This is a genomic window from Paraliobacillus ryukyuensis (genome assembly GCF_003315295.1).
Classification (GTDB): domain Bacteria; phylum Bacillota; class Bacilli; order Bacillales; family Amphibacillaceae; genus Paraliobacillus; species Paraliobacillus ryukyuensis.
This window is the reverse complement of the sequence record NZ_QNRI01000001.1, coordinates 24,269-48,974: the sequence shown is the minus strand read 5'-3', so window position 1 is coordinate 48,974 and position 24,706 is coordinate 24,269. Positions and strand designations below refer to the sequence as shown.

Annotated in this window: 24 protein-coding genes, 1 other RNA gene and 2 other annotated features; of the genes, 4 read left to right on the top strand and 21 right to left on the bottom strand. The window is 36.2% G+C overall.

The features are described from left to right. Positions 1 to 359 precede the first annotated feature (359 nt). Positions 360 to 512 carry a sporulation histidine kinase inhibitor Sda gene (gene sda / locus DES48_RS00245; protein WP_113865911.1) on the top strand — a complete coding sequence of 51 codons (153 nt, stop codon included), beginning with the start codon at positions 360 to 362 and terminating at the stop codon, positions 510 to 512. 159 nt (positions 513 to 671) lie between these two features. Continuing rightward, positions 672 to 1,388, top strand: coding sequence for an RNA polymerase sporulation sigma factor SigK (sigK, locus tag DES48_RS00240; RefSeq protein ID WP_079708430.1), 717 nt, complete (start codon positions 672 to 674; stop codon positions 1,386 to 1,388). A 166-nt stretch (positions 1,389 to 1,554) separates the two neighbouring features. Here sigK and DES48_RS00235 read toward each other — a convergent pair whose 3' ends face one another. The 18 genes from DES48_RS00235 to cymR form a co-directional block, all read right to left on the bottom strand. Beyond that, positions 1,555 to 1,770 (bottom strand): YrhC family protein, encoded by a 216-nt coding sequence (locus DES48_RS00235; RefSeq protein WP_113865909.1) that lies wholly within the window; start codon positions 1,768 to 1,770, stop codon positions 1,555 to 1,557. An 82-nt stretch (positions 1,771 to 1,852) separates the two neighbouring features. After that, positions 1,853 to 2,545, bottom strand: coding sequence for a 5'-methylthioadenosine/S-adenosylhomocysteine nucleosidase (mtnN, locus tag DES48_RS00230; RefSeq protein ID WP_113865907.1), 693 nt, complete (start codon positions 2,543 to 2,545; stop codon positions 1,853 to 1,855). A gap of 62 nt (positions 2,546 to 2,607) precedes the next feature. Next, positions 2,608 to 3,354, bottom strand: coding sequence for a YrrS family protein (locus DES48_RS00225; protein WP_113865905.1), 747 nt, complete (start codon positions 3,352 to 3,354; stop codon positions 2,608 to 2,610). A gap of 368 nt (positions 3,355 to 3,722) precedes the next feature. After that, positions 3,723 to 4,199, bottom strand: a complete 477-nt coding sequence (greA, locus tag DES48_RS00220; protein ID WP_079708427.1) for a transcription elongation factor GreA — start codon at positions 4,197 to 4,199, stop codon at positions 3,723 to 3,725. A gap of 172 nt (positions 4,200 to 4,371) precedes the next feature. Beyond that, positions 4,372 to 5,010, bottom strand: a complete 639-nt coding sequence (gene udk / locus DES48_RS00215) for a uridine kinase (protein ID WP_113865903.1) — start codon at positions 5,008 to 5,010, stop codon at positions 4,372 to 4,374. A gap of 44 nt (positions 5,011 to 5,054) precedes the next feature. Continuing rightward, positions 5,055 to 5,681 (bottom strand): O-methyltransferase, encoded by a 627-nt coding sequence (locus DES48_RS00210; RefSeq protein ID WP_113865901.1) that lies wholly within the window; start codon positions 5,679 to 5,681, stop codon positions 5,055 to 5,057. Positions 5,682 to 5,782: 101 nt separating this feature from the next. Next, positions 5,783 to 6,964, bottom strand: a complete 1,182-nt coding sequence (mltG, locus tag DES48_RS00205; RefSeq protein WP_245911246.1) for an endolytic transglycosylase MltG — start codon at positions 6,962 to 6,964, stop codon at positions 5,783 to 5,785. A gap of 157 nt (positions 6,965 to 7,121) precedes the next feature. Beyond that, positions 7,122 to 7,400: a DUF1292 domain-containing protein gene (locus tag DES48_RS00200; RefSeq protein ID WP_079708424.1), complete on the bottom strand. Its 279-nt coding sequence runs from the start codon at positions 7,398 to 7,400 to the stop codon at positions 7,122 to 7,124. Between the two features lie 11 nt (positions 7,401 to 7,411). Continuing rightward, positions 7,412 to 7,831 (bottom strand): Holliday junction resolvase RuvX, encoded by a 420-nt coding sequence (gene ruvX / locus DES48_RS00195; RefSeq protein WP_079708423.1) that lies wholly within the window; start codon positions 7,829 to 7,831, stop codon positions 7,412 to 7,414. Between the two features lies 1 nt (position 7,832). Continuing rightward, entirely contained in the window at positions 7,833 to 8,099 is a 267-nt protein-coding gene (locus DES48_RS00190; protein WP_079708422.1) for an IreB family regulatory phosphoprotein, read from the bottom strand. Between the two features lie 102 nt (positions 8,100 to 8,201). Continuing rightward, entirely contained in the window at positions 8,202 to 10,835 is a 2,634-nt protein-coding gene (alaS, locus tag DES48_RS00185) for an alanine--tRNA ligase (RefSeq protein ID WP_113865899.1), read from the bottom strand. Between the two features lie 57 nt (positions 10,836 to 10,892). Continuing rightward, positions 10,893 to 11,106, bottom strand: a binding site (T-box leader). A 45-nt stretch (positions 11,107 to 11,151) separates the two neighbouring features. Then, positions 11,152 to 12,222, bottom strand: coding sequence for an AI-2E family transporter (locus DES48_RS00180; RefSeq protein WP_113865897.1), 1,071 nt, complete (start codon positions 12,220 to 12,222; stop codon positions 11,152 to 11,154). 37 nt (positions 12,223 to 12,259) lie between these two features. Then, a complete protein-coding gene (locus DES48_RS00175) occupies positions 12,260 to 12,445 on the bottom strand; it encodes a hypothetical protein (RefSeq protein WP_079708887.1) in 186 nt (61 codons plus the stop codon). Positions 12,446 to 12,522: 77 nt separating this feature from the next. Then, the gene (gene recD2 / locus DES48_RS00170) at positions 12,523 to 14,850 is read right to left on the bottom strand and encodes an SF1B family DNA helicase RecD2 (RefSeq protein WP_113865895.1); all 2,328 of its coding nucleotides are present in this window, start codon (positions 14,848 to 14,850) and stop codon (positions 12,523 to 12,525) included. A gap of 24 nt (positions 14,851 to 14,874) precedes the next feature. Beyond that, positions 14,875 to 15,546 (bottom strand): tetratricopeptide repeat protein, encoded by a 672-nt coding sequence (locus tag DES48_RS00165; RefSeq protein ID WP_079708418.1) that lies wholly within the window; start codon positions 15,544 to 15,546, stop codon positions 14,875 to 14,877. 161 nt (positions 15,547 to 15,707) lie between these two features. After that, positions 15,708 to 16,817, bottom strand: a complete 1,110-nt coding sequence (gene mnmA / locus DES48_RS00160) for a tRNA 2-thiouridine(34) synthase MnmA (protein ID WP_079708417.1) — start codon at positions 16,815 to 16,817, stop codon at positions 15,708 to 15,710. A gap of 11 nt (positions 16,818 to 16,828) precedes the next feature. After that, a complete protein-coding gene (locus DES48_RS00155) occupies positions 16,829 to 17,971 on the bottom strand; it encodes a cysteine desulfurase family protein (protein WP_113865893.1) in 1,143 nt (380 codons plus the stop codon). A gap of 46 nt (positions 17,972 to 18,017) precedes the next feature. Next, entirely contained in the window at positions 18,018 to 18,443 is a 426-nt protein-coding gene (gene cymR / locus DES48_RS00150) for a cysteine metabolism transcriptional regulator CymR (protein WP_079708415.1), read from the bottom strand. Between the two features lie 262 nt (positions 18,444 to 18,705). On the opposite strand from cymR, the gene DES48_RS00145 reads away from it, so the two are divergent. Then, positions 18,706 to 19,968: a replication-associated recombination protein A gene (locus DES48_RS00145; RefSeq protein ID WP_113865891.1), complete on the top strand. Its 1,263-nt coding sequence runs from the start codon at positions 18,706 to 18,708 to the stop codon at positions 19,966 to 19,968. A gap of 116 nt (positions 19,969 to 20,084) precedes the next feature. Then, the gene (locus tag DES48_RS00140) at positions 20,085 to 20,759 is read left to right on the top strand and encodes an RsfA family transcriptional regulator (protein ID WP_113865889.1); all 675 of its coding nucleotides are present in this window, start codon (positions 20,085 to 20,087) and stop codon (positions 20,757 to 20,759) included. Positions 20,760 to 21,040: 281 nt separating this feature from the next. Here DES48_RS00140 and ssrS read toward each other — a convergent pair. The 3 genes from ssrS to hisS form a co-directional block, all read right to left on the bottom strand. Beyond that, positions 21,041 to 21,221: non-coding RNA, 6S RNA (ssrS, locus tag DES48_RS00135), on the bottom strand. 79 nt (positions 21,222 to 21,300) lie between these two features. Further along, complete coding sequence (gene aspS / locus DES48_RS00130; RefSeq protein ID WP_113866795.1) at positions 21,301 to 23,079, bottom strand: aspartate--tRNA ligase; 1,779 nt, start codon at positions 23,077 to 23,079, stop codon at positions 21,301 to 21,303. Further along, entirely contained in the window at positions 23,079 to 24,359 is a 1,281-nt protein-coding gene (gene hisS / locus DES48_RS00125) for a histidine--tRNA ligase (RefSeq protein WP_113865886.1), read from the bottom strand. Before hisS ends, aspS begins: the two co-directional genes overlap by 1 nt. Before the next feature lie 76 nt (positions 24,360 to 24,435). After that, positions 24,436 to 24,663 (bottom strand) — a binding site (T-box leader). Between the last annotated feature and the right edge of the window lie 43 nt (positions 24,664 to 24,706).

The following is a 24,706-nucleotide window of genomic DNA, read 5'->3' as shown; positions in this document are numbered from 1 at the left end:
TCAGTATAATTTATCATCAATCCACTTATTCATCATAAACAATTTATGCTATTCTTTCAAAATTAATTTTAAAAAAATACTCAAAAAATACTGTTTTATGTAACGACATTGGTAATTAGAAGGGGAATCGTTCGACAATTTCTATTAAAATTTTTATTTGTGGATAACTTTATCAACATATTTTTCACTGTTATAACAATGTTTTTAGAGCTTTTTCACTTAATTTATACACAACTTATCTACAGGTACCTGTAGATAAGTATTGCTTGTATCAATTACATTAAAGTGATACTGTAGCAATAACCTATTTTTCAAGTATATAGAAACAAGTTCCACAAATTGTAATGGAGGGGTTATCGGTGGACAATTTATCTAATGAGTTGTTACTTGAATCTTATCAAAAAGCCCTTGAGTTGAAATTGAATCCAGAGTTTATTTGTTTAATTGAAAAAGAAATGTTACGTAGATCACTTCCCGGTCAAGTTAGTAATTCTAACAAAATAAACCAGTAATTTTCTACAAAATTTGTCTCAATCCTACTTATCCATAGGCTGAAGTATGGCTTTCTTACATAATTATAAGATTTCAGATGGACAGACACATTATTGATTGCACCAACATAAAGTAACGTATAGGCTTAAGCCCAAATGCTTTATGGAGGTGCATATGTTTTGTCCGTAATCTTGAGTGCACTTGCTTTTCTATTTAAGGATGTACTTTTTTTTGTATCATATGTTAAAAACCATGTTTTTCCCCAACCTTTAAATGCAAAAGAGGAGAATATCCAAATTAAAAAAATGTTAGAAGGGGATGAAGAAGCCAGAAATACGTTAATCGAGCACAATCTTCGGTTGGTTGCTCATATCGTAAAGAAATTTGAAAATACGGGGGAGGACACCGAAGATCTAATCTCAATTGGTACGATTGGTTTAATTAAAGGTATTGAAAGCTATTCAAGTGATAAAGGAACGAAATTAGCAACATATGCGGCTCGATGTATTGAAAATGAAATTTTGATGCATTTACGAGCATTGAAAAAGACAAAGAAAGATGTGTCATTACAGGATCCAATAGGGCAAGATAAAGAAGGGAATGAAATTAGTTTAATTGACATTCTGGAAGCTGAAAACGATGATATTGTTGAGTTTATTCAATTGAATATGGAAGTGGCAAAGATTAAAAAATACTTAGGTATATTAGATAAACGAGAGAAAGAAGTGATTATTAGTCGATACGGCCTCAGCAATGAAGATGAGCTGACCCAAAGAGAAATTGCCAAAAAGTTAAATATCTCAAGAAGTTATGTTTCGCGCATTGAAAAACGTGCATTAATGAAAGTATTTCATGAATACTATCGAAAAGAAAAGAGCATGTTTAAACGGAATTAAACGTTACACTTAAATTTGCTTACTTTAAGCAACATGTGCAATGTTCAATAGCTTTTTGTCTCTTTGTTGTAAAGCATCCGAATCAATCTATCTTTTTTAAAAGATGATCATTCGGATGTTTTACATTATATATCACTTTTGTTTTCTAGGTTGACAAATATAGCAGTTATTCCTGTATCCTTAATTTAGCGAGTCGTAAAGTGAGTGTAAATGATCCTAGTAAACAAAATGCTAGCAATGCTAAAATGAACGCTATGTGATTTAATGTTTGATGTGCGAACACTTGTATTAATAAGCCCGCGTACAAATAACTACTCAATATGAGTAGTACAAAGATAAAGCGTTTGTAGTCAGCAATCTTTTTCTCTACTATTTCTTGCATTCGCTCACTCTCCCCTATATGTTCCGAATAAAACTATCATAACATGAATAAAGGGTTCTATTAGATGGTAAATATTTGAAAATTAAAGTTTTTGAACAACTGTCACTATCAATTCAGCGGCATGTGTCGCTGCTTGATCTAAAAAGGCATCAAACGAAACAGAGGATTCCTTACCAGCTATATCGGATAGTGCACGGATAATCACAAAAGGTGTTTCGTATTGATGGCAAACTTGAGCAATTGCAGCAGCTTCCATTTCAGCCGCAATTAATTCTGGGAATTTTTCTCTTACAAAAGCAACTTTGGCAGGATCTTGCATAAAAGCATCTCCAGTAGCGATTAAACCTCTTTTTTCTTTTACGTCTTTTAATTGCTGGATGGCTTGTTCTGTGAGTTCCATTAATGTTTTATCTGCTTTATATATAGCTGGTAAACCTGGAACTTGTCCATAAACATAATCAAATGCTGTAACATCCACGTCATGGTGTGTCACTTCTTGCCCTATAACAATGTCACCGACTTGTAAGTCTCTATCAAATCCACCGGCTGATCCAGTGTTAATTATGACACTAGGTTGATATTTTTCATGTAATATAGTTGTTGCCATAGCTGCGTTCACTTTGCCTATACCTGATTGCAACAAGACGACTGATTTGTTTGCTAACTCTCCTTCAATAAATAGACAGTTTGCAATTTTCTCTTGAGTTTGAATCTCCATTTTACTTTTTAATAAAGCAATTTCTTGATCCATAGCTCCAATAATCCCAATTTTCAATGGCTTCCACTCCTATTCTTGCTGTGTATTTGTTTCCTGTTTGCTAGTATCTTCTGTGCCTTTTATTCAACATTTGGGCTATCTTCATTCGCCGATGAGTCATTTGTTTGTTGGTCATCTTTAGCAGCTTCAAATCGATGCTTTTGATCATTTTCTGTTAAACGGTCAACTCTAGTTGGTTGCCAACCTTCGTTCTCTACCCAAGATAAGTAGACGCGATAATGATTCGTAATCGAACGATCAGAGAACGTAGCAATTACTTTTTGTTCTCCATTGCCAGACACCCATAAATAATTCATCTCATCTAGTGCCACGCCTGTAGCGATTTTAGCTGCCTGAAGCATTTCTTGCCAATCCGTTGAGCCTTGCTCCCATGATATTTGGTGAGATCCTTCTTGTGAAGTACCAATCGGTTCCCAATCAGCTGTATACGCGTCTTTAACGATTTCCTCATTTGATTCAACCTCTGTTAATTCTAACCCACCTTGAGAGTTAGCTCCATCCGTTTCGTCAGCGGTGTCAGCAATGGCTTCTGAGTCCTCACTTGTGTCTTGATTGGTTTCTTCTTTTGTGGGTACTTCAGGTTTCGAGCTAGTTGTTTCTGTCTTTTCATTTGCTCCCGTTTCAGTTGATTCATCACTAGCAACAGGTTGGTCCTTAGCAGGTTGGTTAAATACTAAAATAACAAAAAAGACTACTACTAGGCTTACAGCTACACCACAGAGTAAAAAAATCCATTTCTTGTTCTTTTTACGTTTCGTTTGTCTAGTATTGGTTCTACTAAAATGATAGTCATAATCATGCGGCATTTCTTTATCCCCCTATTATGTATGATTTAGAAGACATTTTACAAATGTAATCGAGTATGGATTACCAACCAAACTTGAACTTATTTATTCTAGGAATTATTCATAGTTATCTTAAAGTTTATGCAATGTAAACTCATCTATGTAGGTTTTACGTCAATGTATGTGTTTAGAAAGGCATCAATATAACAAAAAGTCCCAACTTACAGCGAGGATGTTTCAAGAGCATTTTGTTTTATTATACTATTAAATAAGACAAACGCCAAAAACTTTCTTGTTATTGTTATTTTTTCAGTAATTAAAAAAGAACTTGGTAATCACCAAGTTCTTTTCATTTATCATTTAATAAAAATTATTAAAATGCCTTTTAATTAATCAACACTAATAATTTTAACGTTCATATCGCCAGCCGGGGTAGGAACGGTAACTTCTTGGCCAATTTCACACCCGAGAAGACTTTTTGCTATTGGTGAATCATTAGATATTTTACCTTCAAACGGGTCCGCTTCAGCACTACCGACAATGGTGTACGTTTCTTCATCACCATCAGGTAATTCTTGAAAAGTTACAGATTTCCCAAGCGCAACTTCATTTGAATTTTGTGTATCATTTTCAATAATGACAGCATTACGGATCATATTCTCAACTTGAACAATGCGAGACTCGACGAAAGCTTGCTCATCTTTTGCCGCATCGTACTCAGAGTTTTCGGATAGATCACCAAAACCGCGAGCAATCTTAATACGCTCAACGACTTCTTGTCGGCGCTCCGTTTTTAAATACTCTAATTCATTTTCTAATTTTTCTTTACCTTCTTGTGTCATGTAATAGCTTTTCTCAACAGCCATTCGCTACACTCCTTTAATCCAAACCTTTTTTATAAGCATTTTTTTGATATTTATTCATAAAAATCATTGGTATAACTGCTCACTTAAAATAAAAGTAAACGGTTAATAAATGTACTAACCAATACTATGGCAGATTCTGACGAATATTTCAATAGTTTCTTAAATGAATTCATTAAATATTTTCTTTTCGATTTAGAATTGTTTGAATTTTTGTTGCCATCAAATCAATCGCAACATGATTTTCTCCACCTTCTGGAATGATAATATCAGCATATCGCTTCGTCGGTTCAATAAATTGTAAATGCATCGGACGAACAACATTTATATATTGATCAATTACGGAGTCGATTGTTCTCCCTCTTTCCTTGATGTCACGCAGTAGTCGTCGAATGATTCTTACGTCTGCATCAGTATCTACAAAAACTTTAATATCCATTAGATCCATTAGTCGAGGATCTTCTAAAATAAGAATTCCTTCTAAAATAATAACTTCTTTTGGTTCTACTGTGATAACTTGGTCAGACCTAGTATGGCGTTTATAATCATAGACAGGTTTGTCCACGGATTCACTTTGAATTAATTGTGTGACATGATCCACTAATAAATCATTGTCAAAAGCAAATGGATGATCATAATTGGTCTGCAGGCGTTCTTCAAATGGAAGATGTGATTGGTCTTTATAATAATAATCCTGTTCAATAACTAAAATAGATTTATCAGCAAACCGTTGGCATATCGATTTCGTGACAGAAGTTTTTCCTGAACCAGATCCCCCTGCTACTCCTATAACGATTGGTTTTTCTTTATTCATTGTTTCTAGCCCCTTTTTGTTCCATTTATTTCTATGCCTTATGTTTATTTCTTTGTAGTAATTGCGACACCATCACCGACTGGTACAATCGATGTATTATAATCAGGATGACTAGTTAACCAAGTATTATAAGCTTTTATTTTATTAGCTAACTTTTGTTTTCGCTTATCTGCTTTAGTCGGGTCAGCAACGAAACCTTTAAACAAGACATTATCTGTTATTATTACCCCATGTGTTGTTAACATTGGTGCGTATAGCTCAAAAAAACGTTGATATTGCCCTTTTGCTGCATCAATAAAAAGCAGATCAAATGGGCCATTTTTTTCTATCTCATTGCTGCATTCCAAAGCATCTCCAAATATAAGATGGATTTTACCTTGTTTATCATAAGCAGTTACATTCTTCCTAGCTTCTTGATATCGCTCTTCATCTCTTTCGATTGTTGTAATCGTCGCTTCTGGGTAAGATTCTTGCATCCTTAAAGCAGAATACCCAATTGCAGCACCAATTTCAACTATTTTGTTCGGTTGCTTCAAACGAATTAGTTGCATTAAAAATTGCATGCCTAAGGGTTCCATAATCGGAACATGATTTTCTTTGGCATATTCTTCTAATTGCCTAGCCCATTCCGGTGATTCTTCTAATAGACTTTGTAAATATTCTTTTGACATATCAATCACTCATCCTATCCTTAGCGCAATTAGATCGATTAGAAATCCAGCTAATCAAAGAAAAACAGGGAAACAAAAGCGCTTCCCTGGCTCTCCAATTATCATTCTTCTCTATTCAAATATTTATTAATCTTTTCATTGTGTTGGCCAAGTGTTTCTGAAAAATAAACTTCCCCGTCTGGTGCGGCAAGAAAATATAAGTATTTTGTATCTTCAGGTTCAATTACTGCTTGTAATGAACTTTCTCCGAAATTAGAGATTGGTCCAGGTGTTAACCCTTTAACTTGATATGTATTGTAAGGTGAATCCACATCTAGACCTTTCTTCAACTCCGTATCTTTGTGCGTGCCTAAGGCGTATAATACGGTTGGATCTGTTTGCAAGGGCATATCTTGATCCAAACGATTATAAAACACACCAGCAATACGTTTACGATCTTCTTCTGTTCGTGCTTCTTTTTCTACTAAAGATGCCAACGTTAGCAAATCGTGAAGCGTATAATCTTCCATTTCTTTCATTTTTGGATAATATTTTAAAACTACTTGTTCTGATTTCTTTAACATTTTATTTACAACTGTATCAATAGAAGGATTTTCTTCATAGAATTGATAGGTTGCTGCATACAAATAGCCTTCTAATGGATAACGAATATCATCTTGAAGTACCTCATCAGACAAAAGGCTTGAATGAGCATCGATTAATGATTCAATATATTCGGTATCTTGCATTCGTTCTAAAAATTCTTCTTTACTAAAGTTTGCATGTTTGGCAAATAACTCGGCTATTTGATCAATCGACTTACCTTCTGGAATAGTTACACTAAACAGCGGCTCTTGCATTACTACTCCTGTTTGTAGTTTATTTGTTATCTCTGCTAATGTCATAGCAGGTGATAGTTGGTAATCCCCAGCTTGAAAACCTGCAGCATTATTAAATTTAACATAAAATCGATAAATTAGCTGATTAGCAATAATACCTTCATCTTCTAAAATTCCAGCAATTTGTGTAGTAGATGATCCCATTGGGACTGTAACAGTTTTTTGTGTCTCATCAGAAGCATCTGCTGGCTCTAAGCCATTTTTAATATAAAAATAACCAGAAATCCCTCCAGCAAGCAATAAAATGATAATACATAATAAGACAATAACAACAATTTTTCGAACAGTACTTACTTCCCTAGCTCTCGCTAATAATCGGTTTTCTTTTGCTTTTGAGTAATCTGTTTTATTATCTTCACGCATCTCTGCTTTTTTATTATTTTCATTTTGATCGGATTTCGACATGATCGTTCCTCCCTTCATCCGGTATATTATACTACAAGATTCAACATAATTTCCATGCTATTTATAAATCTTTCTCCTTTATCAAATAATTTATTATTATCAAAAAAAGACAACATAAAAAAACAGAAGGGGTTACCTTCCGCTTTTATCACACTTATTATTCTTCTTCATCGATTAGAGTATTAAGCATTTCTTCAACTATTTCCCATTCTTCGTCTGTTTCAATTTGGAACAGTTGTAAGTCATCTTCGTTTTCTTTATCTTCATATCGAAATGCAAAAACTTCGACTTCCTCATCATCTTTTTGTTCTACTGGTACTACAGCAATATAAGATTGTTCATTCGCATCGACATCAAATGTGAACAATACTTCAAAAAGATGCTCTTCCCCGTTCTCATCCGGAATAATAATTCGTTCTTTTTCTTCTAAAGCCATTATTGAACCTCCTATTGTTGATTAGCATCTAGATATCCTTGCAATATCATGACAGCTGCCATTTTATCAATTACTTTTTTACGTTTCTTTCTACTTACATCAGCTTCTAATAACACACGTTTAGCAGCCATAGTAGATAATCGTTCGTCCCATAGGACTGTTGGAAGATTGAACTGCTCTTCAATAAATACTGCAAATTGTTTCGAAATTTCAGCGCGTTCACCAATTGTACCATTCATATTTTTTGGCAAACCAATAACTACTGTTGAAATTTCGTGCTCTTGAACAATTGTCGCTAATGCTTCTTCTGCCGTATGGAAATCATTTTCATCCCAGTGAATTGTTTTTATTCCTTGAGCAGTCCACCCCATTACATCGCTAACAGCTACTCCAATTGTTTTAGAGCCGACATCTAGCCCCATTTTTTTCATACTAAACCTCTTTATGTTGATCTAAATAGAATTTCACTAACGCTTCAATTAGTTCATCTCGTTCTATTCGTCTAATTAAATTTCTCGCATCTTTATATCTCGGAATATAGGCTGGATCACCTGAAAGTAAGTACCCAACAATTTGATTGATTGGATTATACCCTTTTTCACGTAATGCTTGATAAACCGTTAATAGTACTGCATTCACATTTTCTTCAAAAGGTTCTTCAGAAAAATTGAACTTCATTGTTTTGTCCATTGATCCCATGATAACACCCGCCTTTTTCCATACGTTATCGTTTTATCATTATCATAACATACTTAACGATCTGTACGTTAATTATAACTTTTTTTATCACAAGATTACAATTTATATTGCATTAGAAAGATAGTTTTTTGCAAAATTTAATGCCTCTTGCACTTGCTCAGGGTTTTTACCCCCGGCTTGTGCCATATCTGGTCGGCCGCCACCACCGCCGCCACATCGAGAGGCCGTTTCTTTAATTAATTTACCGGCATGGTAACCTTGCTCAATTAAGTCTTTGGATACACCAGCTGCTAATTGTACTTTCCCATTATTCACAGCTGCTAGTAAAATAATACCTGATGATAGTTTTTGTTTTAATTCATCAACCATCGCTCGTAATTGATTCATATCAGAAACATCTACTTTTTCTATCAGTACAGAGACCCCATTTATCTCTTCTATCTTATCTAAAATGGAAGCAGCTTCTACATTAGATAATTTTTGATTTAATGAATCTTTTTCCTTTTGCACTTCTTTTATCTCTTGGTACAGGTCATTAATTCTGTCAGGTACGTTGTGTTTTGCTACTTTTAATAACTGACTTGCTTCTGATAGATAGGCTTGTTGCGTGCTAACAAAGTGATATGCGCCTTTAGAGGTGGTCGCTTCAATCCGGCGTGTACCTGCTCCAATACCAGATTCTGTCATAATTTTAAACAAGCCAATTTCACTGGTATTTGTAACATGACAACCACCACATAGTTCAATACTGTAATCTCCTATTCGAACCACTCGAACAATATCACCATATTTTTCACCAAATAAAGCCATGGCTCCCATTTCTTTCGCTTCTTGAAGCGCATAATTACCGATTGTTACAGGTATTGACGCCCAAATCTTTTCATTAACAATTATTTCGATTTGTTGCAATTCTTCTGCCGTAATGGCATTAAAATGTGAAAAGTCAAATCGCAAACGATCAGGTTCTACTAGTGATCCAGCTTGATTCACATGGTCGCCTAATACGTCTTTTAATGCTTGATGCAAAATATGTGTGGCAGTGTGATTTTTTTCTACAAAGGTACGTACGTCTTGATCAACAATCGCTTTTACTTGATCACCTTGGTTTAATTGTCCTTTTGTTATCATAACTCGATGCAAATGTTGGCCTTTTGGTGCTTTTTGAACATCTTCCACTCTAGCTTCAGCGTGATCTGTGTAGATCCAACCTTTATCTGCTATTTGTCCACCACTTTCCGCGTAAAATGGTGTTTCGGATAGTACAAGATAGACTTCTTCATTTGTAGTTTGCTCTACAAATGATTTGTCTTGAATAATAGCCGAAATGGCAGTTGCTGTTTCAAGGTTCTCATAACCAATGAAATCACTATTAGCAGTTAATTTCTGAAATATTTCATCTTGCACTTGCATAGAGTCAACTTTTTGACGTGCATTACGCGCGCGTTCACGCTGTTTCTTCATCTCAGCTTCAAAGCCTGCTTCATCAATCGTGAACCCAGCATCAGCTACATACTCTTCCGTTAGCTCTTTTGGAAAGCCGTATGTGTCATACAGACGGAAAACTTCCGTACCAGGAAAAACATTGTTTTCTTTTTGTTTTTCTTTTTCTATAATATCGGCCAAAATCGTCAGCCCATCATTTAATGTTTCGTGGAAACGTTCTTCTTCTGTTTTCACAACATTTTCAATAAACGCCTGCTTTTTCTTAATGTCAGGATAAAATGCTTCCATTATGCCGCCAACTGTACCTACGAGTTGATACATAAATGGTTTTTCGATGCCTATTTGTTTAGCAAAACGAACAGCTCTTCTCAAGAGTCTTCTTAGCACATAACCACGGCCTTCATTGGAAGGTAATGCGCCATCTCCAACTGCAAATGCTACAGTACGAATGTGATCGGCAATTACTTTGAATGCCACATCAGTTGCATAGTCTTTTCCGTATTTCGTAGTTGCAATTGTTTCTACTTTTTTAATTAATGGTAGAAATAAATCTGTCTCAAAGTTAGTCGGGGCATCTTGAATGACGGAAACCATACGTTCAAGTCCCATGCCAGTATCAATGTTTTTCTTTGGAAGTGGAGTATATGTATCATCTGGATTGTGATTAAATTGTGAGAACACTAAGTTCCAAATTTCAAGATAACGATCATTCTCCCCACCAGGATATAATTCCGGGTCACTTGGATCATTGCCGAAGGTTTCGCCACGGTCATAAAAGATCTCTGTGTTTGGTCCACTTGGTCCTTCACCAATATCCCAGAAATTTTCTTCTAGACGAATAATTCGCTCTTCTGGAAGCTTAATATGATTTTTCCATAAATCATAAGCTTCATCATCTTCCGGATGAACCGTAACAGATAATTTCTCTGGAGCAAAACCTATCCATTTTTCACTAGTTAAAAACTCCCATCCCCATTCAATTGCCTCCTTTTTAAAATAATCGCCAATGGAAAAGTTACCTAGCATTTCAAAAAACGTATGGTGTCTTGCTGTAAAACCTACGTTTTCAATATCGTTTGTTCGAATGGATTTCTGTGCATTAACAATACGTGGATTATTTGGCACAACCCGTCCATCAAAATATTTTTTTAATGTAGCAACCCCACTATTGATCCATAACAACGTTGGATCTTCTTTAGGTACGAGCGATGCACTTGGTTCTACACTATGACCTTTTTCTTTAAAGAAATCTAAAAACATTTGACGTACTTCAGCAGATGTTAATTGTTTCATCGTTTATTCCTCCTCATTTTTATATTTATTAAAAAAACTCTCATACCTGCAATAAATTGCAGGGACGAGAGTTGTTTGTCGCGGTACCACCCTGATTATGAATGCATAAGTTCCATTCATCACCTTATGAACGATAACGGTGTTTAACCGGCAGGGATTAGCTGCACTCCAAACAAGCTTCTGTAACCCTTCATTTAGAATCTCTTTCAGCCACGGAAATTCCTCTCTTGAAATGGGCCTGTCACATACTACTGTTTTTCGACGTTTTTACTTACTATGCTACGTTATTATAGTTAACTTTAGCATTTCTGTCAATTCATTCTGCCGTCTTCTTTCCTTGTTTGCTACGCTGAATAATGACCTTCACAACCGTTGCAATCGGTATGGCAATAATCATGCCTAAAATCCCTGCGATTTCTCCACCTATAAGCAAAATAAGTATGATCATAATGGGATGCAAATGGACACTTCTACCCACAATAAAAGGCGATAATAAGTTGCCTTCGATAATCTGAACAAGTAACACTGCACCGATTACCAATAGTACTTGTTTTGTAGAGATGGTTAAGGCAATAATGACCGCGGGAAAAGCACCGATAATTGGACCAAAGTAAGGAATGATATTGGTTATCGCCATAATAATAGCCAAGACTAAAGGGTACTTCATTTGAATAAGTAGTAATACGAGATAACTAGTTAACCCAATAAAAAAACAAACAATTAGTTGTCCTCTTATATAGCTGCCTAATCCTTCATCAATAGCTGGCCAAAACGCTTTAATTTTTGGCCTAGTTTTCTTGGGAAATAAGTTAATAATACTTGACTGGATTATATGAAAGTCTTTTAACATGTAAAAGACCAAGACAGGAATAACAGCTATTAGCATGATCATATCCATTAGTTTACTTGCTTCTCCTAATAGACTAGTTACCCACACACCGATATTCTCTTCTAGTTTATTAATAAATTGATCCATCTGATCGTGAAAAGTTTCTGGTAAAAAAGCCGTATTCTCATACAATTGATAAATTGTCGTTCGATATGTATCAAAGAAATGTGGAATACTTTGTTGTAAATCTTTCATTTGTTTAATAAAAGAAGGGAACCCTGAATAGCAAGCTAATCCGATTCCACCAAAAAAAGTGAGATAGATACAAATGATAGCTAAGGCTCTAGGAATATGGTAACCATGTAGTTTTTCAATGATAGGATGAAGCAGGTATGCAATTAAACTCGCAATGATAAAAGGAGTCAACACTTGAAAAATAATGCGTAACACTTGCTGATAAAATGGAAATAGCAAATATAACAAAAAAATAAATAGTAAGCATGCAATACCTAAAATCAAAATCATCAACCACTGTTTTATTTTTGTTTTAGATAGCATATGCATGACTCCTCATTAATGGATTTGCACGTCATTCTTAAATTGTTCGTTCTTCTTCTGCAAAAATATCATCTAACGAACTCAATGATCCGTCTTCTTCCACTTCATGCATATGCAGCACTTTATTTTCCAACATTAATTCAATATAACAATCCCAACAATAATAGTGTTGGTTTCCAATTTGACCAATATTTTTACTTTTACAATTTGGACAATGCAAAATAATCACTCCTGAGAAAAGTTTCTTGCTTCTATTTTTCCCAGAAAATGATTATATATACAGTCATTTACTTTAAGATATTATAAAAAATCATATGGTGAGAGTGCTTCTTCCTCAGCCCGCAAGTCTTCCTCTGTCATTTGTAATTCTCCATCTACTAATAAGCGTAATTTTTCGGTTAAAGTGGTATAACGGCGATTGTTATCTTCCTGTTGAACTCCTGTCAGAAAAGCACGACGATCTCCACACAACAATAGCGACTGTTTTGCACGTGTGATAGCGGTATATAACAGATTCTTTTTCAACATACGACGATAGCTAGGTACTACCGGAAGAATCACAATCGGAAATTCACTCCCCTGTGATTTATGAATCGAAATACAATACGCATGCATAATATTCAATAGATCTTTACGATTGTATACCACGTCATTTTCATCAAAAGTGACAACCACTTGTTCTTCTTGATCTACATTTTCATCTGCTTGATAAATAGCAACAATTTCACCAATGTCTCCATTGAAAACATGATCTTCTGGTTGATTGACTAATTGAATCACCTTATCTCCCTTACGAAAGACTGTATCTCGTGTTCGAAGCTCTCTTCGCCCTTTTTGTTTGGGGTTCACTAGTTGTTGAACCTCTTCGTTTAACCGATGAATGCCGGCATTAGTTCGATACATCGGGGCAAGCACCTGCATATCTTTTAGATCTAATCCTTTGGCTTGCGCTTTTGTGATGATTTGCTTCACCACTTCAACAACCTGATCTGTCCCGCAATCAATAAAATTAAAGTCCGAGGCTTTTGTTAAAGATGCTGTGGCAACATGGTTTTGTTTAATTTCGTGCGCTAACTGAATAATTTTTGATCCTTCTTTTTGTCGATATACTTCATCTAATTTAGTAGCTGGGATCCGATCACTAGCCAACAAGTCAGCTAATACTTGGCCCGGACCAACAGATGGTAATTGATCTTCGTCACCAACGAGTAGCACTTGCATGTGATTCGGAATCGCTTTGAATAATTGATTCGCCAGAAAAATATCTACCATTGAAAATTCATCAACAACAAGTAATTTGCCATCTAGTTGATTTCCTTCGTCTTTTTCAAAGCTATCGTTTCCATCCCAACCTAACAATCGATGAATCGTTACCGCTGGTAGTCCAGTAGATTCAGTCATACGTTTTGCCGCTCTCCCTGTCGGAGCTGTTAAAATGAAAGGAAAATCAGCTTTTTTATCGTAGCTACCTGGATCAGAGGAGATATTATGAAGTTGACTATAGGCTTGAATGATTCCTTTAATAACAGTTGTTTTTCCAGTCCCAGGTCCACCAGTTAGAATCATAACTTTCTGTGAAAGTGCTTGTTTAATACCTTCAAATTGCTCTTTTCCATAGCTCAGATGCTCATCTTCCTCAATTTGTCCTACGATTTTTAAAAGGTCGGCATCCGTTATTTCTTCATCAATCGTATGATCCAACGTTCGCTTTAATTGCGTGCAAAATCCAGCTTCTGCATAATAAAGCACAGGCAAATATACTTTCTGCTCGTCGGTAATCACATGTTTCTCGGTTTCTAATGTTTCAAGCGCCGATTCTAGTTCATGCCTTTCAATCTGATAGCGAGGGGCTTGAATCAGACGTTCCGTCCAAGCGATAAGCTCATCGATCGGTAAGTACACATGTCCATCTTGAATCGATTCTTGTAAGGAATAAAGTAAACCAGCTTGCAAACGTGCTGGATGATTCATCGTTAGGTTGTGTTGTTTTGCTACTTCATCTGCTCGCATAAAACCAAACCCTTCAATATCAAATACATATTGATATGGATTTGATTCAAGAATTTCAATTGCTCTTTCTTGATAGGCTTGATATATTTTTTGTGCCATTTTCAGACCAAAACCATACTTAGACAAATGAATCACGACATGTTCAAATCCTTGATGTTCTTGCAGGCTTCGTGTCAGATTCTCTGCTTTTTCTTTGGTTATTCCTTTGACTGAATCTAACACAGACGCATCTTTTAAAATTTTTGAAACAGCTGTATCACCGAGTTCTTGCACAATTCGTTGCGCTAATTTTTTACCTATTCCATGAAATAAATCACTAGATAAATACCCAATTAAGCCTTCTGTTGTCTTAGGGATATACCTTCGATAATGGTCGACTTGATATTGTCGTCCAAATTTTTTGTGATCAACAAATTGCCCTTGAAAAATGTACGGTTCGCCAATCGCAAGATCACTAAAATAACCTTTTATTACTAATTCCTTCTCCTCAAAAGTTTCATTGGTATCAAGCACTTTGATTTTAGCGATTGAAAAGTGCTCCTGTTGATTGGAGAAAATCGTATGAATCAATTCACCTTTTATATATCGTTCTTCTGTTGTCATCTGATTTTCTTCCATCACAGTGATACCCCTTTATTTTCTTTATTCTTCGTCTTGACGAAGCATTTGCTCTACTTTTTCTTTTACATCTAATGCAAATACGTGATCAGGCTGAATCTCAATAGCGCTTGTTAAATGATTTAGTGCTTGTTCGATCTCATCATCAAATAACAGGGCCACACCCAAGTTATAATGTGCATCACTATGCTGATCGTTCAGCTGAAGGACATCAGTAAACATCTCTTTTGCTAGTGTAAATTCTTCCGTCTGCGCTAACGATAAGCCGTATTGAAACAGTATTACTTCGTCATCTGGCTTTAACTCTTTTGCTCGTTGAAAATAAGGCAATGCTAACTTGTCATGTCTTTCCTGTTGAAAAGCTAACCCTAACATAAAATAGGCATCTGCTTCTTCTAAACCAAAGTGGATTGCCTTTTGATAATAACGCTGTGCTTTAGCGTAATCCTCTTGTTCAAAATAAAGATTACCTAATCCGTAATACGCAGTAGCCGCAGTATCATCTAAAGCAATAGCTTTTTGAAAAAACCGAATCGCTCGATTATAATCATTCATATGTAATAGTAGATTTCCGAAATTGATATAGCCCACAGGATCTTCTGGCGCTTGTTCAATTACTTTATTAAAACAATTCGCTGCTTCTTGATATTTTCCTTCTTGCATGTATTGAATACCTTGATCCATTATTTCTTTCATTGCTCTTCCTACCTTTCTATTAAAGCTTAAGTAACAAGAAGTTGCGATGAAAACGGAACTGAACGGGAAAAATCCGAACATTAAAGTGTGCAAATATAACGATTCGTTCACATTGTTCGGATTTTGGTTCTTCTATTTTTGTTTTATCCCAGCCTCTTCGTTTAGCCTACATAGTTTAATCGTTGATTATTTTTATAAATTTCATCAATTGTTGCCCCCCCTAGACAGATATCATCTTGATAAAAGACAACTGCTTGTCCAGGTGTAATCGCGCGTTCACTTTGATCAAAAATAACTTCGACCCGACCGTCGCCAAGGGGTACAACCGTCACTTGCGTGTCTTTTTGACGATAACGGAATTTAGCTGTACACACAACTGCTCGTGTTGGCGCTTCATTAATCCAATTTACATCTGTTGCAATCAGACCATCAGAGTATAAATAGTGATTATCATAACCAGGTTCTACATAAAGCTCATTTTTACGCAAATCTTTTCCAACTACGAACCATGGTCCACCTGGTCCACCAATACCTAAACCTTGCCGTTGACCTATCGTGTAATACATTAACCCTTCATGTTGTCCTTTATCTTCACCGCTCATAGTTTTCATTCTGCCAGGTTGAGCTGGAAGATATTCACTTAAGAATTCTTTGAAGTTTCGTTCACCAATAAAGCAAATACCTGTACTATCTTTTTTCGTGGCTGTCACTAAGTCATGTGTTTTTGCGATTTCACGCACTTCTTTTTTCGGCAAGTGACCAAGCGGAAACATTACCTTTGCTAGCACATCAGAAGATAATTGATTTAAGAAATAGGTTTGATCTTTGTTATCATCAACACCTCGTAACATTTCATAACGGTCCCCTACTTTTCTCACTTGGGCATAATGACCTGTAGCAACATAATCTGCACCGAGTGATAGTGCATGTTCTAGAAATGCTTTAAATTTAATTTCTTTGTTACACATTACATCAGGGTTTGGTGTGCGTCCTGCTTTATACTCATCTAAGAAATACGTAAAAACTTTGTCCCAATATTGTTTTTCGAAATTCACAGCATAATAAGGAATATCTAGTTGATTACACACGCGTACCACATCGTCAAAATCTTCTGTTGCCGTGCACACGCCAAATTCATCCGTATCATCCCAATTTTTCATAAAAATACCTACGACGTCGTAGCCTTGCTCTTTTAGTAATAAAGCTGTTACAGAAGAATCAACTCCCCCACTCATTCCAACTACGACACGTGTATTCGCATTATCTGTCATGTTCTTACACCTCACTTGTTATTTAATCTAGCAACAATTTTTGCAACTGTCTCAGCAGCTGTTTTTACCTGTGCTTGGTCATTTGCTAAACCAAAACTAAATCGAATTGAATTCGTTGTCTTTTCATTACCTTCTCCATACATCGCCATTAATACATGGGATGGCTCTACGGAACCTGCAGTACAAGCACTACCACTGGATGCAGCAATTCCTTCTAAATCAAAATTCATTAACAACGCTTCTACATTTGTACCAGGAAAACTAATATTTACGATCGCAGGGACAGTATTTGTAGACCCATTAATAGAAAAATCAATCGCATGTTCTTTTAATGTATCAACAAATAATTGCTTGTAACTAATATAAGCTTCTGAACGTTTTTCTCGCTCAGATTCAACTAATTCAATTGCTTTTTTAAATCCTAAAATTGCTGGGTAATTCTCCGTCCCTGGTCGACGTTTTCTTTCTTGCTCCCCACCATAATGGATCGCTTCCAAACGTGTCCCATTTTTTATATATAGAAATCCGATTCCTTTTGGACCATTTATTTTATGTGCTGAGGTAGTCAACAGATCTACCCCCAACTTCGATACATCAAGCGATAATAGACCATAAGCTTGGACAGCGTCCGTGTGAAAATAAGCTTGATGCGTAAGGAGTAATTCCCCAATTTCCTCTATTGGTTGGATCATGCCTGTTTCATTATTCACCATCATAATCGACACAAGAATCGTTTGGTCGGTTAATGCTTGTTCGACATCTGCTACTGAGACCTGCCCTTGTTCATTGACAGGTAAATATGTCACATGGAAGCCTTGCTTTTCCAAATATTCTGCAGTATGAAGGATTGCATGATGTTCTATTTCTGTCGTAATAATATGATTGCCCTTTTGTTTATTTGCATAAGCAACACCTATTAGAGCTAAATTATCTGCTTCCGTTCCTCCACTAGTGAATGTTATTTCCTTTTCATTCGCACCAATGCTTACAGCAGCAACTCTCCTTGCTTCGTCCAGTTGTTTTCTCGCCTTGCGACCAAAATGATGCACACTGGAAGGATTTCCGAATGTATCCTTCATAGCCACATGCATCGTTTCAATAACATCCGGGTGTACTGGTGCTGTGGCGGCATGGTCTAAATATATTGGCTCCATTGTTTTGCCTTCTTTCTATAGCAAGCTTTAATGCTATTATTACCTATTAAATGTAGAACATATATGGTTCTTGTTCTAAAAGATCGTCTTCATCATAATTAGATAAGTCATCCAAAGTAGTAGTATCTAAGACATTCTTTACTGCATCTCGTATCCGAATCCACAAGGCTTGTTTAGCAGGTTCTTCATCTTCCATGCCTTCCACTGGTGTGATAGGACCTTCAAGAATACGAATAATATCACCAGCAGTAATTTCTTTTGCATCTTTTGCTAACATGTAGCCTCCATATGCGCCTCGGACACTTTTAACTAAACAAGCATTACGCAATGGTGGTACAAGTTGTTCTAGATAATGTTCAGACAAATTCTTCTCTGTAGCTATCGTCTTAAGCGAAACTGGGCCTTCCCCAGTATGCTTAGCCAATTCAATCATTATCGTTAAGCCATAACGTCCTTTGGTTGATATCTTCAAATCAAACACTCCTCCATTATCCCTATTGAATCAATCAACATGGGAAATACATCTTCAACCGATTATATCAGACTAATCTTGTAGTTTTATTGAAATACATATATAAATTAATTATAGCATGAATCGCATGATTCTTGCATTTTCATAAGCTTATCATTACGCTAGAATAAGGAAGCGAATATAGCTTGAAAACAAAATAGTATTTTATCGATTTATTTTTGATAAGTCAAGTCAATCACACTGCCAAAGGAGAATAAATGAGATGGTACATAACCCCTTAGCATATCGCATGAGACCGAATGGTATTAACGATATCATCGGACAAGAACACTTAGTTGGGGAAGGAAAAATGATTCGTCGTATGATCGAAGCAAATCGTTTAGCTTCAATGATCCTATTCGGCCCGCCTGGTACTGGAAAAACATCGATGGCTATCGCACTAGCAAAAAGCCTTCAATTAAGATATAAATTGTTAAATGCCGTGGTTGATAAAAAAAAAGATATGGAAATTGCGGTTGAAGAAGCTAAAATGTCCGGTCAACTCGTGGTAATACTTGATGAAGTGCATCGTTTAGATAAAGCAAAACAGGATTATTTATTACCACATGTAGAAAGTAACTTGATTACCCTAATTGGCTGCACCACTAGTAATCCTTATCACTCAATTAATCCTGCTATACGAAGCAGAGTCCACTTATTTGAATTAGAAAAATTACAACCAAACGACGTAAAAGTAGCCATTGATCGCGCGTTAACTGATGAAGAAAATGGACTTGGTAACTTATCGATTCATATAACGGAAGATGCATTTGCTCATTTCGCCTCATCTTCAAATGGCGATTTACGAGCAGCGTTTAATGGACTTGAATTAGCTGCATATTCTACACCTGAAGATGCGAATGGTATTATTCAAATAGATTTAGATGTAGCAGAAGCTTGTATGCAAAAGAAAAGTTTTTCTCATGATAAAAATGGCGATGCCCATTATGATGTATTATCTGCTTTTCAAAAATCAATTCGAGGTAGTGACGTAAACGCAGCACTTCATTACTTAGGTAGATTAATTGAAGCTGGTGATTTGGATAGTATTGCTCGTCGCATGATTGTTTGTGCCTATGAAGATATTGGTGTTGCTAATCCCCAGGCAGGGCCACGAGCTTTAGCAGCTGTCGAAGCAGCAGAACGAGTTGGTTTTCCAGAAGCACGCATTCCGCTTTCGGTCGCTATCGTTGAATTATGTTTATCTCCTAAATCAAATTCCGCTTATGCTGCACTGGATCAAGCATTAGCTGATATAAGGAACGGTAAGATGGGGGATATCCCTGCTCATTTAAAAGATGCACATTATCAAGGAGCAAACAAATTAGGTAGAGGAATTGGTTACCAATACCCCCATCAATTTGACAGTGGATGGGTAAAGCAACAGTACCTACCTGATGAATTGAAAACGAAAAAATACTATCAACCTAAAGAAACAAGTAAAACAGAGCGAGCATTTAAGCAAATCTATGACAATTTAAATTAACTATTGTATATTGTGAAGCTTTCTTGTTAATACTAGTAAAAACATTTCGATCCTATAAAGGAATCATTTAGAATACAAATTTACTAGATAAAGGAAGACATAAAGGAGCGATTCACATGGCAAAAGTTAGACAAGACGCATGGTCTCATGAAGATGATCTATTATTAGCAGAAACAGTACTTCGACATATTCGTGAAGGAAGCACACAGTTAAATGCCTTTGAGGAGGTTGGCGATAAATTAAATCGCACATCAGCGGCTTGTGGTTTTCGATGGAATGCTGAAGTAAGGCAACGGTATGAACAAGCAGTCGATATAGCAAAAAGGCAACGCAAAGAAAGAAAACGTAGTATGTCTGCTAAGCAACCACAGTTAAACCGATCTTATCAACGGACAACGGAAACCATTGCAATGGATGAAGACGAACAAATCAGTCCTATAGCTGTTTCTCAAGTAGAAGAAACTACTGATATAGAGCATAAAGTAGATTTAAATCAAATCATCTTTGCATTACGGACATTGAAAAAAGAAATGGATGAAACGAACCGTTCGGAAAAAAATGCGGCAAAACTACAAAGTGAAAATGACTACTTACAAAAAGAGAATGAAAACATGCAAAAAGAGATGAAACAATTAGAGAAAAAGCTGGAAACCGTTCAAGCAGATTATCAAGCATTCCTACAAATTATGGATAGGGCTAGAAAAATGGTTGTTTTCCAAGATCAAGACGATCAGACGACACCTGCCTTTCGCATGGAGAAAAACGGGAATCTAGAACAACTTGCTAGATAATGAAGCGAGGAAAGCTATAAAGACCAATTAAGCCGAACTCTTATGCTGTAGTGCTTAAGAGTTCGGCTTAATTTGAGTTTCAAAATGAAATCTTTCATTGAACTCAATGATTACTTCTTAATCTAACTTCAGATCAAATTCCCTAAGCTTAGCTCTAATGATTTTTCATATTAATCGCATATACTACTAATATACTATTCAACATAGCTCTGTGTTCACTGATAACATCAAAAAAACAACAAAAAGCGCACCATATAGGTACGCTTACTTATGTATGATAGTGCACTCCCGATCGTGCCGTCTTACTTAAAAGTTTTGGCCCGCTCTTCGCAGGTGGGTGCAGCGTTTTATGTTTTATAAGTCCTTATGAAAAGGCATGTACGCCACATAAAAACGTCCAGCTCCCAATATTATAAATGTTCGGTCAAAACATAAATAATCCAACGAACACATCAGGATGAGCACTACTGTTATTACTTTGTAACTAAATAATAGCATATGTTTTATATGATTTCAAGTAAAATTGTAAGCGTTTCTAACACTATTCCTTAGGAATTTTTTCTTGAATTGTTAAACTTAATTCATCTAATTGGGCTCGACTAACCGAACCAGGTGCTTCAGTTAATGGATCAGCAGCTGATGCTGTTTTAGGGAATAGAATCGTATCGCGTAAACTTGATTTACCAGCTAATAGCATGACTAAACGATCAAATCCTAGTGCAATTCCGCCATGTGGTGGGGTACCATACTCTAACGCTTGTAATAAGAAAGAGAACTGTTCTTCCGCTTCTTCTTTAGAAAATCCTAGTACCTCAAACATCTTGTCTTGCAATTCTTTTTTATAGATTCTTAAGGAGCCTCCACCTAACTCAAATCCGTTTAATACTAAATCATAAGCTTGGGCTTTTACTTGCTCTGGATTTGTACTTAATTTCTCAATATCTTCAGTAGCAGGCATTGTAAATGGATGGTGTGCTGCGAAATATCTTCCAGCATCTTCATCATACTCTAGCAACGGCCAATCTGTTACCCATAGGAAGTTGAATTTTGCTTCATCAATTAAATCTAGATCTTTACCTAATTTCAATCGAAGGGAACCTAAACTATCGAAAACAATAGATTGCTTATCTGCAACAAACAATACTAAATCATTTGCTTCCGCATTTAATTGGTTAACTAAAGCTTGTTGTTCTTCTTCCGTGAAGAACTTAGCAATTGGTCCTTTGAATCCTTCTTCATCCACTTTCAACCATGCTAAACCTTTTGCACCATAAATCTTCACAAAATCTGTTAGTTTATCAATGTCTTTCCGAGAATAGTCTGCTGCATGATTTTTAACATTAATTGCATTCACTTTCCCGCCGGACTGAACAGTTGATTCGAACACTTTAAAACCTGAATTCGCTACAGTTTCTGAAATATCAACAAGCTCCATCCCGAATCTAGTATCAGGTTTATCCGAACCATAGCGAGCCATTGCTTCGTCATAACGCATCCGTGGAAATGGTAAGGTTACGTCGATTCCTTTCACTTCTTTCATCAATTTTTCCATCATTCGCTCGGTCATCGCCATAATTTCATCACTAGACATGAAAGAAGTTTCTATATCAATTTGGGTAAATTCCGGTTGACGATCGGCACGTAAATCTTCATCACGGAAACAACGAGCAAACTGATAATAACGTTCAAACCCAGCCACCATAATTAATTGTTTAAATAATTGTGGAGATTGTGGTAATGCATAAAAGTGACCTGGATGTACACGACTAGGTACTAGATAATCACGTGCCCCTTCTGGTGTACTTTTCGTTAACATTGGGGTCTCCATTTCTAAATATTCCTCATCATTTAGGAATTGACGAATTACTTGCGTTGCTTGATGTCTTAGTTTAAACATGTTTTGCATTGTCTGTCTTCTTAAATCCAAATATCGGTACTTCAAACGTAATTCTTCTGAAATATCTTTATCTTCAACAATACTAAAAGGTGGTGTTTTTGCCTTATTTAATACGTTTATTTCTTCTACTACCACTTCAATTTCACCAGTCGCCATTTTTTCGTTCATTGTCTCAGGTGCACGCTCAATAACTTTACCATTTACTTCGATCACATACTCACTTCGAACATCTTCGGCAATGGCTAGAGCTGCTTCAGAGATAGCAGGATTAAACACAATTTGTACAACCCCGGTGCGATCGCGTAGGTCAATAAAAATCAATCCACCTAAATCACGACGTTTTTGAACCCAGCCTTTCAGACATACTTGCTGATCGATATGTTTTTTTCTCAAACTACCTGCTAATTGTCTCATTTGCTCCATCATGCCTTACCTCCTTGTATCAGTTGCTTCATTTCTGTTGCAATGCTAGCAATTGGAATCTCTTGTTGGTCACCTGTGGTCATGTCTTTTACGCTGACAACTTGTTTTGCTAGTTCATCTTCACCCAATACGATTACAAATTTAGCTTTTAACCTGTCAGCTGCTTTGAATTGCGCTTTGAATTTTTTTCCTTGATAATCTTTATCTACTTGAATACCTGCTTGGCGTAGGTTATACACGATTTCAACTGCCTTTTTAACGGCATTATCACCCATGGCCACAACGTAACCATCTAAAGCTTGATCGATTGGTAAATCTATTTTTTCTGCATCTAACGCCATTAATAAACGTTCAACACTAAGTGCAAAACCAATACCTGGTGTCTCTGGACCGCCCAGATCTTCAACTAAGCCATTATAGCGGCCACCGCCTGATAACGTAGTAATAGCACCAAAGCCATCCGCATCACTCATAATTTCAAAAGCCGTATGATTGTAATAATCTAAGCCACGAACTAAGTTTTTATCAACAACATAGTCGATACCCATGTGATCAAGATAACTTTTCACTTGTGCAAAGTATGCTTGTGATTCGTCATTTAGATAATCTAAAATGGATGGCGCAGTTTGCATTGCTGGATGATCTTTATCTTTTTTACAATCCAATATACGTAATGGATTTTTCTCTAAACGAATTTGGCAGTCACTACAAAACTCATGGATATGTGGCTTGAAGTGTTCTACAAGTGCATGACGATGATTGTTTCTACTTTCGACATCACCTAAACTGTTTATCACCAATTTTAATGATTTTAAGCCTAAAGATCGGTAGAGATTCATTGCTAGACCGATCACCTCAGCATCAATTGCTGGATCTGCACTACCTAACGCTTCTACACCAAATTGAACGAACTGGCGCATTCTCCCTTGTTGTGGTCGCTCATAGCGGAACATTGGGCCAATATAAAATAATTTGGTAGGCTGTGTCGGGTGACCAAAAAGTTTGTGTTGAACAAATGAACGAACAACAGAAGCTGTTCCTTCTGGTCTTAGAGTTAAGCTTCGTTCGCCACGATCTGTAAATGTATACATTTCTTTTTGAACTATATCAGTTGTATCCCCCACACCTCGCTGGAAAAGTTCGGTATGTTCAAAAATAGGTGTTCGAATTTCATGATAATTGTATGTATGACATAACGCTTTAAACTTTTCTTCAACGTATTGCCATTTCTCTGTTTCGCCAGGTAATAAATCTTGTGTTCCTCTTGGTACATTAATCATTACGTATTCCTCCTGTATATATAATAACAGCCGTTGTTAACAAATTTTGTGAACATAAATAAACTCTCATCCCCATAAAAGGGACGAGAGCTAACCCGTGTTGCCACCCTAGTTGACATACATAATGCTCACGTATGTCCACTTTCACAGTTAACGCCTGCTTTTACGTTTGTATTTACTCCTATTTCAATACAAAACCTTCGGAATGTCTTTCATTTAGAAGTTAAGTAAGAATCTTTTCAGCCAACGAGATTCTCTCTCTCTCCTCACTTTTCTAAATTACTTTTTCCATCATTGGTTTGTTATTTACGCTATTAGAATTGTTTATAATAATACTGTCTGGTAAA

Excerpts from the sequence above, each read along its gene's own strand:
- DES48_RS00225 (WP_113865905.1), bottom strand. The coding sequence starts at position 3,354 with ATGCCGCATGATTATGACTATCATTTTAGTAGAACCAATACTAGACAA.
- alaS (WP_113865899.1), bottom strand. The coding sequence starts at position 10,835 with ATGAAACAATTAACATCTGCTGAAGTACGTCAAATGTTTTTAGATTTC.
- udk (WP_113865903.1), bottom strand. The coding sequence starts at position 5,010 with ATGAATAAAGAAAAACCAATCGTTATAGGAGTAGCAGGGGGATCTGGT.
- hisS (WP_113865886.1), bottom strand. The coding sequence starts at position 24,359 with ATGATTAATGTACCAAGAGGAACACAAGATTTATTACCTGGCGAAACA.
- DES48_RS00190 (WP_079708422.1), bottom strand. The coding sequence starts at position 8,099 with ATGGGATCAATGGACAAAACAATGAAGTTCAATTTTTCTGAAGAACCT.
- mnmA (WP_079708417.1), bottom strand. The coding sequence starts at position 16,817 with ATGACAGATAATGCGAATACACGTGTCGTAGTTGGAATGAGTGGGGGA.
- DES48_RS00180 (WP_113865897.1), bottom strand. The coding sequence starts at position 12,222 with ATGCTATCTAAAACAAAAATAAAACAGTGGTTGATGATTTTGATTTTA.
- greA (WP_079708427.1), bottom strand. The coding sequence starts at position 4,199 with ATGGCTGTTGAGAAAAGCTATTACATGACACAAGAAGGTAAAGAAAAA.
- DES48_RS00235 (WP_113865909.1), bottom strand. The coding sequence starts at position 1,770 with ATGCAAGAAATAGTAGAGAAAAAGATTGCTGACTACAAACGCTTTATC.
- recD2 (WP_113865895.1), bottom strand. The coding sequence starts at position 14,850 with ATGGAAGAAAATCAGATGACAACAGAAGAACGATATATAAAAGGTGAA.
- mltG (WP_245911246.1), bottom strand. The coding sequence starts at position 6,964 with ATGTCGAAATCCGATCAAAATGAAAATAATAAAAAAGCAGAGATGCGT.
- aspS (WP_113866795.1), bottom strand. The coding sequence starts at position 23,079 with ATGGAGCAAATGAGACAATTAGCAGGTAGTTTGAGAAAAAAACATATC.
- DES48_RS00200 (WP_079708424.1), bottom strand. The coding sequence starts at position 7,400 with ATGGCTTTAGAAGAAAAAGAACGAATTATTATTCCGGATGAGAACGGG.
- DES48_RS00155 (WP_113865893.1), bottom strand. The coding sequence starts at position 17,971 with ATGGAGCCAATATATTTAGACCATGCCGCCACAGCACCAGTACACCCG.
- DES48_RS00145 (WP_113865891.1), top strand. The coding sequence starts at position 18,706 with ATGGTACATAACCCCTTAGCATATCGCATGAGACCGAATGGTATTAAC.
- ruvX (WP_079708423.1), bottom strand. The coding sequence starts at position 7,831 with ATGAAAAAAATGGGGCTAGATGTCGGCTCTAAAACAATTGGAGTAGCT.
- DES48_RS00140 (WP_113865889.1), top strand. The coding sequence starts at position 20,085 with ATGGCAAAAGTTAGACAAGACGCATGGTCTCATGAAGATGATCTATTA.
- DES48_RS00210 (WP_113865901.1), bottom strand. The coding sequence starts at position 5,681 with ATGTCAAAAGAATATTTACAAAGTCTATTAGAAGAATCACCGGAATGG.
- DES48_RS00165 (WP_079708418.1), bottom strand. The coding sequence starts at position 15,546 with ATGAAAGAAATAATGGATCAAGGTATTCAATACATGCAAGAAGGAAAA.